Below are 10,632 nucleotides of genomic sequence, written 5' to 3'. Positions count from 1 at the left end.
ATTGGCGGGCTGCATTCTTATATCCGGCCTGTTGACGCAGGCGTTGTTGCCCGCTGGCCCTGATGGGATTCGCTGAGAGGTGCCTTGATCTTCGGATCGAGCTTCGAGAGCTCCGGAGCAAATTCAGGCCCTACCTCTCCCGGTCCAACCTATTCAGCCATCACACATCTTCGCGCTGCCAAACCTCAGGTTCCTTGAGCCGCTACGCGGGTCGCGCTGCTGATTTTTGGATCTCTGGCATGTAGTTCCTGCGATGAGCAAGCATGGCCCAGATCGTTCGTGCGATCTTGTTCGCCAAAGCAACAACAGCGACGTTCCATGGCCTATCTCGCATCAGTCGTTCAAGCCAAGGCGAATGCTCCTTCTGGCGCGCCATGACCGCCCTGGCACAGTGAATCACCATGGCCCGGAGATATGAGTTGCCCTGTTTACTCATGCCAAGGATGCGCACACGACCGCCCGTGCCAGTGTGCCGAGGCACCACTCCCAGCCAGGCCGCAAACTCTCGGCCAGAGCTGAACTCCTTGGCGTCACCCACCGAGGCAACGATCGAAGTCGCGGTCAACAAACCTACCCCAGGAATCTGCAACAAACGCTCGCAACGCTCGTCCGATCGCTTGAACGCGTCCAACTTGCGCTCGATCGCATCCACCCGTTCCGAGCGCTGCACGATCAATTGGTACTGGTCCCGCATCGCTTCAATCGCCATGGCGGGGATCTTGTCCTCCAGGCTGGCGAATGCCTCCGGTAGACGTTTCACGCACCAATGTCGCCCCTCCGGAAAAGCGAATCCCAGCTCGTAGAACACAGCGCGGAGCTGGTGTAGCTGGGCAGTCCTGGCCTTGACCAAGCCGTCCCGCATGGTGTGCAGCGCCAAGATCGCCTGCTGGGCCTCGGTCTTGACTGGCACGAAGCGCATTTCGGGCCTCTGCGCTGCCTCCCATATCGCCCGAGCATCGGCCGCATCGTTCTTGTTGCCCTTGACGAACGGCTTGACAAACTTCGTCGCAATGAGTCGCACCTCGTGGCCAAGTGCGCGCAACTGGCGTGCCCAATGATGGGAGCTCCCGCACGCCTCCATAGCAACAACACTACGCTGCCGATTGGAGAAGTACGGCCCCATCTCAGCGCGCTTGAGCTTCAGCTTGGTGATTTCCCCTGTCTCGGGATCTACCGAATGCAATTGAAAGAAGCGTTTGGCAATATCCAGTCCGATCACAGCGAGCATGGCGGTCTCCTTGGTAGGTGGATGGGACCTCCATCGTGATCGAAAAAGACTCAGGAGGCGTCCATGCCATCCTCGGTAAGTTTGCTCTTCTTCACGACATGCTCCTGCCCATTCAGGGCGTTCATCATGCCGGCTCTCTCTGTAACCGAACGGTTCGAAATCTTGAGACAGGGTCAACTCAAAAATGAGGAAAAACTCAAAATACCAGGCAATCGATCAACGCTTCTGGAAAGCCAACTGGGCTTCTTCTGAATCAACGCTTCAACGAACCGTCCGGCAACTCGACCTTCACCTCAAGAATCTCCAGACTCTCCTGCCGTTCTAACCGAACTTTAATATCACTGGGGTCAAGCTTGATGAAACGACCCACAACCTTCACCAATTCATGCTGCAACTCTTCCAAACAGTCGGATTTGTTTGTACTGCCTTCAGCACGTTCCAGTGAAAAAATAATTTGAAGCCGCTCTTTCGCAATCCCTGCAGTCTTGTGCTTTTCCATCCCGATCAGGGAAGCAAAAGAAACCATTTCAAAGCCTCCCCAAAAAGCGTCCGAAATATCCCTTTTTAGGCTCACAAAGAGTCTGAACAGGTATGTGGACACCAAGAAATCGGCCAACCAGATCGCTGTAGGCAATGGATACATCACTGCCCTTAAAGTGTATCGCCGGCGTACCTTGGTTGGAGGCAGACAATACATCGTTGGACTCCGGAACGACACCGATCACATTCAAAGGCAATACACTTTTTATATCATCGATGGACAACATTCCACCCTCCGCCACCCGTGAAGCATTGTAGCGAGTGATGAGCAAATGCTCCTTGACAGGCTCGCGACCCTCGATTGCTCTCTTTGAGGTTTTCCCCAGCATTCCCACAATAATGTCCGAATCTCGAACACTTGAAACCTCAGGATTCGTCACAATCAGCGCCGAGTCGGCATGGTGCATTGCCACTAGTGCACCTCTTTCGATGCCGGCAGGTGAATCACAGACCACATAGTCAAAACCCATCTCACGCATGTTGTTGATCAGGGAGGCGACGCCTTCATCCGTCAGAGCGCTTTTGTCCTTGGTCTGACTCGCTGCCAATACATGGAGATTATCGCAATGCTTATCCCGAATAAGTGCTTGATTTAAATTTGCATCGCCTTGAATTACATTGATCATGTCGTACACCACCCTGCGTTCACAGCCCATGACAAGATCCAAATTTCGCAATCCAATATCAAAATCAATCACCGCCGTTTTATAGCCAGAAAGAGCCAGTCCAGTGGCAAAACTCGCGCTGGTGGTCGTCTTTCCTACGCCGCCTTTTCCTGAGGTCACTACAACGATGTGTGTCATTTTCACCTGATTTAATTGAACCTGAACGACCTCAAAGCCGTTTAAGACTGCATTTTTTGTGAGATTTTGTTGGCAACCAGCTTGCCACCATCATCATCTGATATCAGGCTGATCTGGGCTGACTGCCCCAATACAGACCTGGGCAATGAAGCATCCCCAGTGCAATACACACCAGCGATGGATATCAGCTCAGGAGACATGTTCAGCGCAAAAATTCGGGCATTGCTGTCGCCTTTGGCACCTGCTATTGCTTTTCCACGCAATGGGGCATATATGTGAATATGGCCATCAGCAATGACCTCCGCCCCTGGATTGACCATTGCCATCACAACCAAATCCCGACCTCTTGCATATACTTGCTGACCGCATCGCAGTTGTTTATCAATGATCAAGGCCCCCGCGAGCGCCTCAATTTCAGGGAGGTGGCGCATGACCAACGATCCCCCCTGGTCCGGCGCGCGGTTGTTTTTGGTTCCGGGATGCAGGCTGGGCGTGTGCAAAAGACCGGATTCAATTGCTGCCGCGGTTTGTTGCTCGCTTCCTCCGCGAACGGCCACTGGACGTAGTTTGTGGCTGCGCAACATCGAATTCAGCGCCTCGAACTCCAAAGCCGTTTCGAAAGCTGATTTTGACTCAGATTGAAAACTGCTTTGAATTCCAGACAGATCTATCACAATCCCGTCTTCATCAAAAAAGCCGGGCATGTCTGAGAACCTCGCATTGAACTCCATATTCAGTTTCTGGAGATCTGTCGTCCTGATCATCAAAGCAACCATCGGAAGGTCGGTGCTCTTGATCTCAAAACTTCGCATTTCGCGAGCGGTGTTTTCTTTTCGCATTGGCAGCTCCTTTATTTTTGATATCAAAACCACATACCATTAAGGGGAGATTCTGGCTTGCTCAAAGCTCTTCTTGAAGCGACCCGCTGCTGACACAGGCCCTTCATTCTTGGAATGAAAAAACACAAGGGCTGTGAGAGCAACCAAATCTTTTTCACTTTCGAGTCGATTGAACAGAAAGTCATCGTGCTGCAGAGATCAGCTTCGCCCTATAAAGAGGGGCGCGGGGCTGCAAACCCCGTGTCAACACAAGCGAGACCTGAAGCCGCAGACGCCTGTTGCCCCATCGCAGGGATTGCACAAACACGTTCTGGCACCAAGGCTCATGCTTCTATAAACAAGCGCTTAAACGCTTCAAACCACCACTCTCTTGACTCTGCTCCGAAAGAGTGAAAAAGGATATGTTTTTACTATTTTTAACATTTTTTCTTGTTTTGTCAATTTTTTGCGCTCATTTCAGCGTCGCGACCACGTCAAACGGATCGGGCTCGTTGATCCGAGCGGAGGGCAGCCTCGAAGAAGGGCACGCCAAGCTGAACCGAGGGGTGCTCTTGAAACCTCAGGGAATGAGTCCCATCAAGTGAAGAGTGATTTGCGCATCACGGCATGGGCGCAAGGGTTTTGCAGACCTTCCCTAGACGAACTTGGTGCCGCGAGGTATCGGGTCGGATATCACTGCTGGCTCTGTAAGGGTAGATGACTTCGGTCTTCATCCCGGGTGCAGAAGCGCCAAGTTGAATCGCTCGCCACGGCATTCATGGCATGGGAGACAGCAGCTTCTCGTTCCCAACCAGCAACCAGATTTCTCACGCCATGTGCGTGATCTTCGTTAAGCAGGTTGCCCTGGCACCATAGCCCAACCGACTCGGCATTGACCTTCAGCACCCGTGGACGAACGCTCCAAGACACCTTCATGGGTGTGAGCCCTTCTCGTTGTAGCTTGGGCCAGTGGTCGACCCGGCGTACTGCACTGGCCGACCACTGAGAAAAGAACGCAACAGGCCCGGTTCGGGCTTTCCGCCTCTACCAGCGAAAGAGCAACCACTTTTTACATCCCGCTGACTGGTCGACGCAAGAACCAGCAGCCACTGCTCCGCCAACCGGTGCGGAAGTCTCGGGTTGCTGGTGCGCGACTCTGAAAGCTCGGTCCAGTGGTTGGGGGATTTTTTGAGTGTCGACACCGCATCACCAGTGTCTTCCAAGCATACGTCAGCGCACACAACATACCGGTAAAACATCAAAAGTTACAAACAAGTAACAAAATGCGTATAATTACATTTGACATTGTTTTTGACATTTATGGACTTTTTCAGAAAGCCTTCAATACATCAAATTGATGTGTTTTCTGAGAAATTTTTCAATAAATCTCATATAACCCTGTCTTTTTTAGTACTTTAATATTGCTTTTATCATGAAATTCAACAAAATCAGTGTCGCTTTCGGTGCTTTTCTCGCTTTGGCAACCTCCGTATCACAAGCGGCCACGTCGTCCGGGACCCTGACCGTCACCGGCACCATCGAAAGCTCGATCAGCCTGACGATCGAGTCCGCTGGTGGCACCACCTCAGGCACCGGCACGGCCGCCGCGACGTCCGATCTGGGCAACATCAGCAAATACGGTTCTGCACCCACCGGCTTCACGCTGGCCCGTGGCGCCAGCGACTGGACGATTTCGTCCACCGTGGGCGTGAAGGTTGACAAAGCGAACCTGACCAGCACCGACTACACCCTGACCGCACAGCTCGGCTCCGCGCCGGCTTCGGGCGTGGTCTGGAAACTCAACGGCAGCACGCTGAGTGACTCTGCCGCCACCACGCTGACATCGACCGGCACCTACGCCTCCACCGGCTCCTATTCGTGGGACGTTGTGGTTGCCGACAGCGCCGCCGCCGCCGCAATCGACAACGCAATCAACTTCACGGCCACGTCCAACTGAGCGTGAAGCCCTTGCCGCTGCGCCCAATAGGGTGCGGCGGCATCTCATTTGCAAACGGGAGCATCCTGTGCGAAACGCAATTCAGTGCCTGATGGGCCTGGGTCTTGCCTGTTCATGTGTGATGGCGCTGGCTGGACCTCTGAGCCTGGAGTTCGCCGGCAGCGGCGACACCAACTTGAATCCCTCAGTCAATGGCGGCAGCCTGGTGCTGGGTGCCATGGTGGCCGGTGCCCAAGTCGGGCACAGCTTTGCCGACGGCATCTACATGAGCAAGCAATTCACCCTCAAGCTGGTCGACGCTTTAGGGGAGGCCTCCTATGCCTCGGTCACCGTCACACAAACCAATGACACGGAAGGCTGCACGGTCAAGATCAATGGCCATGTGCTGCAGCCCCATGTGCCCGTCACTGTCGATGCCAACCACCCCTTGAACACACCGGTGTCACACCTCATTGAGGTACAGGTGCCGCGGAACGTCGACGCTGGCAATTTTCTCAGCAGCCTGGAGTGGACGGTCGAAACCGACGTCATCCCTTGATGGGGTGCCTCAGCCTGCGCAATACCCGGGTCGCCAGCCCGATCCGGCTGTCTGTTCCTCCTCATCCTGCCAAACCACAAACAGGTTCAACCATGTCTTTCTCTTCCCCACTGCGTGTGCTGACGCTGTTCAGCTGGGCGCTGTTGGCCACCGCCGCCCAGGCGCAATCGTTCACGCTTTCACCCGCGGTGGTGCCTCTCAAAGGTGACTTTGGTCAATCCACCACCCAAACCTTGACCCTGCGCAACGACAGCGACATGCCCATGAGTTTTGCGCTTGAGGCGCGCGACGTGGTGGTGCGCGATGGCCAGCGTGAGTTTGTCGAAGCCGGCAAGCTACCGGAGAGCGTGGCGGCCAGTGCGGTGTTCACGCCCAACCGGATCGATGTGCCTGCGCACAGCAACGCCTCGGTGAGTGTTCTGCTGACGCTTCCATCGAATATGCGAACCCGAGCTGTAGCGGCCTATTTTCGATCCCTGACCCCGGTGATGCAAAACGGTCGACCTGCCCTTTTCTCACTGGGAGCCCTGTTCACATTCACCATGAGCGAGCGCATCGAGATCACGCACGAGACCTTGCAGATCGACCCGCCATCCAACAGCAAGACCCTTCGTTTGCATAGCACCTTGCTCAACAGTGGCGATGAACCCGTCGTGCCTGCAGGCATGGCCGTGTTGATCGACTCGCATGGCCGAATGGTTGGAAAAGCGGCTTTCGCACCTAAGCGCTTGTTGCCGGGAGAAAAGGGCGTGCTGGAGGCCAACTACCCCGGCGAACTGCCCGCTGGGACCTACCGTGTGGTTTCCACCTTGGATGCGGCCGGCCGCGCCTACAGCCTGAACGGATCGGTGGTGGTCCCATGACGTGTCTTCTCGGACCGGAGGTCGTTCTATGAAACGCCTCTTTACCCTCAGCGCTATCGCGACTGTGGTGATTCCTTCGCTGTGCGTCGCGGCCGATGTGAAGCTCGCCGAACGCGAAACCATCCTGCTGCCGGCACTCAACGTCGTGGCCGCATTTGCGGTCGACCCTGGTACGGTGGAGGCCAGGGTGATCGGAGGCCAAGTGAGCTTGCTTGCGCGTCATGCCGGCCAGACGCTGGTGACCGTGGTCACGCCCAGCGGTGTCGAAACCTTTGTCGTTCAGGTTGAGATCGTACCCAACCGCTTCATGGATCTGGAGGCTGCGTACAACGCCAGCCGCGGGCTGTGGAGCCTGGGCTACGACTCCAATTCGCGACGCACCACCACATCCATCAACATGCCGTTCCAGGACGGCAAGGACAGCCTCCATCTGCGCCTGCAGGCATCGCACGACGGTCGCTTCGCTGTGGTCGGAAGCAGCCAAGACGCCTGGGCACTGCCCGAGGTGAGTCTGAAGTACAAGACACCGGACTATTCCCTGGTGGTGCTCGACGACACGGTCGAGGTCTCACCGCTGACCATCGAGCGTGCTGTGCTGCGCGGCGCACACTTTCGCCAGGGCGATCTGAAGTTGCATGCCGGCGTGAGCACGCGCACCGCATGGAGCAGTATGCTCGTGCCACACCAAGGAGACCGCGCGGTGGGTGCAAGCTACCGCTTCAAGGCCGGCGGCCTGCAACTCATCCCGAGCCTGCACTGGCTGCCTGACAGCCGCAGCCCAGAGCCCGGCATGGTGTCTCTGGGCTTGGCCAAGGGTAGCGACAAGGATGCCTTGCAGCTGCGAGGGGAGCTCGCCTGGAGCAGCAAGCCCGGGGCCTCATTCGATTTCAGCCTGCGCCCGGATGGACGCCTATTCTGGCTCAAGGGTGCTTTTCGGCCCAAGGCCTTTGCCACGCTGGACGGCGCACGTCCGGCAGGCAAATATGTCGACGGCGGCTGGAGTGAGCGACTGGACGCTAGCACCACGCTTGACCTTACGCTGTCGATGACGCGCCTTGACCTGGCTCAGCAAAACCCCGAATCGAGCTTCGCTCGCGCCGATCTTCGTTTTGCTCCGACTCCAGGCTGGTACACCAGCATGGGCTTGAGTGGCAGTCGTTACCACGACTTCAAGTCTTCTTCATTGAATCGCAGCACTTTGTCGTTGGGCGCGGGCTACGAGCAGACTCGCTATGGCGTTTCCTCGCTATACCGCTACCAGCAAACCTCAGCTTCGGCCAGAGGCGGACACGGCGCGCGGATCTCACTGCGTGGCAACAGCGGTGGCTGGCATGCACGTGCGTATGCCGACGCACAGCAGCAGTCGCCCTCAGTGAGCTTGCTGCTGCAAAATCGTCCCGACCTGGCGCGTGCAATGGCGGAGCTCGGCTTGACCGCGAACAGTCCTGACGATCTGGTCCGCTTACTGCGCGACAACGCCAGCTTGCTGAATGAACGCGGCGTGTCCATTGGTGCGGTACAGATCGACGAGCTTCGAGTGATGGGCGGCATGGACCTGTCCTGGCGTGGTCAAGCGGCGATCAATCCGCAGATAGGCGTGCGCTTGAATACCAGCCGCGGTCAAGGCGGCATGAGCCAGAGCCGCACCTCACAAGCAAGCGCGTACGCCAACTGGCGAGTGTTTGGTGACACCGACCTTGACCTGAGTTATTCGAGGTGGTCGTACCGTGCTGCTGGCAGCAGCTCAACTCAGGGCAACTCTGTGCAATTGATGCTGCGCACGCGACTCTCACCGGTGAGCATGCCAGGTCGCGGCGGACGCCGCATCAGCGGCCGTATCTTCCGTGACGACGGCGCCACCGGTGTTGATGGGCCAGATCAGCCAACGCTCGCTGGTGTTGAGGTGGTGCTGGACGGATCTCGTCGCACCGTCACCGACCGCAATGGACGCTATGTGTTCGAAGCCCCAGGAGACGGTAACCACCGCGTGACCGCAGTGCTGCCAATCAGAGAGTTGGCTTATTTCACAACGCCCTCCACAATCTCTGTGAACGCCGGTAGCAACGCCAACTTCGCTCTCAGTTTCGCAGCCGCGCGCCTCAGTGGCCGCGTTCTGAGCGATGCCGGCTTGCCGCTGGACGGTGTGAGTCTGCGTGTAGAAGGCAGCCAGAGCCACACCATCACCACCGACTCCAGCGGTGTCTTCCGCTTTGCGGGCCCGTCCGAAGAGGTCAAGCTCAGCTTGCTACCTGATTCGTTACCTCCTGGTTATGAGCTGGTAAACCTCAGTTCTGTACTGAAACGTTTGGCCGCCGGCGCTCCTGTGGTCAGCGACTTCACAGTGCGCGCCCAGCGTGTGATCGAAGGACGGGTGATCGGCGGCGAAGGTGGTGCATTCACTGTACGGGCCATTGAAGCAAGTCGCAGCGTGATGCCCGACGCTAGCGGTCGCTTCGTGTTGCGAGGTCTGCCGGCTGGCCCATTGACCATACTGGTCAAGAGCCGCGATGGCGAAGCGAGCTACAGCGTCCAAATGCCGACAAACCCTGGCGTCATGAGCGGAGTGGAGCTGAGCGCTCCTTGTGCACGCGGTGCGACATCATGCAGTGCTACATCGCTCGGCAAAACAGATCAAAGCGCACAGCGTCACCCAATGAGTCGCACAAAACCGCCCCCAATACGCTCGAACAGTGCGACGTTGTGAGCGCAGCAGCAGGCGTTGAAACTGATCGACAGGCACTGCGCAAGCGGCTTTTCTGGCTGAATCGTTCCTTGCAAAAATGAGAGCCGGTATGGTCGTACTAAATGCCGGGGTTCGATCACAACATCTTGCTGCTGATAGATCAGAAACAAGCATCTTGGCTACAGCTCAGTCGGCCGTCGAGGTGGGAGAGTGCGCACCTGGACTTTGCCGCAGCACTCAATCAGGAAGGTTGTCCAAAGTGCACCGCAGGCGAAGTTGTTCCGACAATCCTTGGACAAGCGTGTGTACAACTTTGGGCAAACCCTGTACGGCGCATACAAGTGCTTGATTTTGAAGGGAGAAAAACAGATTGCTTATTCAACAGGCACGTGGATGCTGAATGCTACGCTGAACAAGTAGCTGAATTGAACGATCCGCTGGGCCAGGGGTCGCTGACGTGGGGATGTAGCGCGAGTTGAAGACGGTCGTCTTGTCTGCGCTGCAGGGTTGAACACCACGCCGAACGTCTTGAAGACCACCGGAATGGCGGCCAGGGTACGCACATCCAGCGCGCACAGATAGGCAGCCAGGAGGTAAGAGCGCAGCTTGTTCGCAGTGCGCCCCTTGCCGCTCTCAATGAGGCGCCGAAGCATGTCGAGCACCTGATCGGGCATGAGGTCAACCGCTGGCGCATGAGCCACCTACGGCCACGCTTGAGTTACATGCTTCTGAAAAATCCCTTGCGCATCCACGTGGCTGCGACGACCCTGCGCGCGTGGATTTCTCGGTCACTTCCGACTTCTTGGCGAGGAAGGCTTTTCGTGTCTTGGCCTTGGCCTCCTGCAGCTCGCCCGTGTCGGCAAGTTCGACATGCACCTCGGCCAGCGCCCTGCACTTTTCTAGCACGGCAACAATGCCGTATCCACGCACGGTCGGCTGCAGCTTCTTGGGCGGTGCCGTCGGGTCGTAGATCCCGATGGGTTCGCGGCTGGTTTTGCCGGCAAACGAATACCGCCAATAGAGCTGCACGGCGCCGTTGGCCAGCTTGCGCGCCTGCAGTGCACCGCCACGATCTAAGAGGCTGTGTAGGGTCACGAAGGCGCTACCATCGAGCGATTGGATGGCCGCCGCTGCTGCCGAAAGTAGATCTTTTGCCATAGTCCGCGGTTGCTCTGGTGTCAGTTTGGGCTGGGACGGCCTGA

General features: G+C 56.9%; 11 protein-coding genes. 5 read left to right on the top strand and 6 right to left on the bottom strand.

The genetic code is table 11. From position 1 onward, the window contains the following. Window positions 1-202: 202 nt before the first annotated feature. The 4 genes from IV088_RS19735 to minC form a co-directional block, all read right to left on the bottom strand. Window positions 203-1,228: an IS110 family transposase gene (locus IV088_RS19735; RefSeq protein ID WP_291105587.1), complete on the bottom strand. Its 1,026-nt coding sequence runs from the start codon at window positions 1,226-1,228 to the stop codon at window positions 203-205. A 253-nt stretch (window positions 1,229-1,481) separates the two neighbouring features. Further along, window positions 1,482-1,754 (bottom strand): cell division topological specificity factor MinE, encoded by a 273-nt coding sequence (gene minE / locus IV088_RS19730; protein ID WP_291105586.1) that lies wholly within the window; start codon window positions 1,752-1,754, stop codon window positions 1,482-1,484. Window position 1,755: 1 nt separating this feature from the next. Next, window positions 1,756-2,571, bottom strand: a complete 816-nt coding sequence (gene minD, locus IV088_RS19725; RefSeq protein ID WP_291105584.1) for a septum site-determining protein MinD — start codon at window positions 2,569-2,571, stop codon at window positions 1,756-1,758. 41 nt (window positions 2,572-2,612) lie between these two features. Then, window positions 2,613-3,410 (bottom strand): septum site-determining protein MinC, encoded by a 798-nt coding sequence (gene minC / locus IV088_RS19720; protein ID WP_291105583.1) that lies wholly within the window; start codon window positions 3,408-3,410, stop codon window positions 2,613-2,615. A gap of 114 nt (window positions 3,411-3,524) precedes the next feature. Between minC and IV088_RS19715 the strand changes: the two genes are divergently transcribed. From IV088_RS19715 to IV088_RS19695, 5 genes are all read left to right on the top strand, one after another. Continuing rightward, window positions 3,525-3,803, top strand: a complete 279-nt coding sequence (locus tag IV088_RS19715; RefSeq protein ID WP_291105581.1) for a hypothetical protein — start codon at window positions 3,525-3,527, stop codon at window positions 3,801-3,803. A 1,018-nt stretch (window positions 3,804-4,821) separates the two neighbouring features. Next, entirely contained in the window at window positions 4,822-5,346 is a 525-nt protein-coding gene (locus tag IV088_RS19710; protein WP_291105580.1) for a hypothetical protein, read from the top strand. Window positions 5,347-5,437: 91 nt separating this feature from the next. Then, on the top strand, window positions 5,438-5,884 hold the full coding sequence (locus IV088_RS19705; protein WP_291105579.1) for a hypothetical protein: 447 nt from the start codon (window positions 5,438-5,440) through the stop codon (window positions 5,882-5,884). A 92-nt stretch (window positions 5,885-5,976) separates the two neighbouring features. Further along, window positions 5,977-6,747 (top strand): hypothetical protein, encoded by a 771-nt coding sequence (locus tag IV088_RS19700; RefSeq protein WP_291105578.1) that lies wholly within the window; start codon window positions 5,977-5,979, stop codon window positions 6,745-6,747. A gap of 28 nt (window positions 6,748-6,775) precedes the next feature. Continuing rightward, the gene (locus IV088_RS19695) at window positions 6,776-9,451 is read left to right on the top strand and encodes a hypothetical protein (RefSeq protein ID WP_291105577.1); all 2,676 of its coding nucleotides are present in this window, start codon (window positions 6,776-6,778) and stop codon (window positions 9,449-9,451) included. A gap of 353 nt (window positions 9,452-9,804) precedes the next feature. Here the strand turns inward: IV088_RS19695 and IV088_RS19690 are convergent, their stop codons facing one another. Next, window positions 9,805-10,104, bottom strand: coding sequence for a hypothetical protein (locus IV088_RS19690; RefSeq protein ID WP_291105576.1), 300 nt, complete (start codon window positions 10,102-10,104; stop codon window positions 9,805-9,807). 4 nt (window positions 10,105-10,108) lie between these two features. Next, window positions 10,109-10,588 (bottom strand): hypothetical protein, encoded by a 480-nt coding sequence (locus tag IV088_RS19685; RefSeq protein WP_291105575.1) that lies wholly within the window; start codon window positions 10,586-10,588, stop codon window positions 10,109-10,111. Between the last annotated feature and the right edge of the window lie 44 nt (window positions 10,589-10,632).

The organism is Hydrogenophaga sp. (assembly GCF_018780075.1).
Lineage (GTDB): Bacteria > Pseudomonadota > Gammaproteobacteria > Burkholderiales > Burkholderiaceae_C > Hydrogenophaga.
The sequence above is the reverse complement of the archived record's forward strand: the minus strand, read 5'-3'. Positions and strand labels throughout refer to the sequence as shown.

Coding starts and splice junctions, on each gene's coding strand:
- IV088_RS19735 (WP_291105587.1), bottom strand. CDS start 1,228: ATGCTCGCTGTGATCGGACTGGATATTGCCAAACGCTTCTTTCAATTG.
- minE (WP_291105586.1), bottom strand. CDS start 1,754: ATGGTTTCTTTTGCTTCCCTGATCGGGATGGAAAAGCACAAGACTGCA.
- minD (WP_291105584.1), bottom strand. CDS start 2,571: ATGACACACATCGTTGTAGTGACCTCAGGAAAAGGCGGCGTAGGAAAG.
- minC (WP_291105583.1), bottom strand. CDS start 3,410: ATGCGAAAAGAAAACACCGCTCGCGAAATGCGAAGTTTTGAGATCAAG.
- IV088_RS19715 (WP_291105581.1), top strand. CDS start 3,525: ATGAAAAAACACAAGGGCTGTGAGAGCAACCAAATCTTTTTCACTTTC.
- IV088_RS19710 (WP_291105580.1), top strand. CDS start 4,822: ATGAAATTCAACAAAATCAGTGTCGCTTTCGGTGCTTTTCTCGCTTTG.
- IV088_RS19705 (WP_291105579.1), top strand. CDS start 5,438: ATGGGCCTGGGTCTTGCCTGTTCATGTGTGATGGCGCTGGCTGGACCT.
- IV088_RS19700 (WP_291105578.1), top strand. CDS start 5,977: ATGTCTTTCTCTTCCCCACTGCGTGTGCTGACGCTGTTCAGCTGGGCG.
- IV088_RS19695 (WP_291105577.1), top strand. CDS start 6,776: ATGAAACGCCTCTTTACCCTCAGCGCTATCGCGACTGTGGTGATTCCT.
- IV088_RS19690 (WP_291105576.1), bottom strand. CDS start 10,104: ATGCCCGATCAGGTGCTCGACATGCTTCGGCGCCTCATTGAGAGCGGC.
- IV088_RS19685 (WP_291105575.1), bottom strand. CDS start 10,588: ATGGCAAAAGATCTACTTTCGGCAGCAGCGGCGGCCATCCAATCGCTC.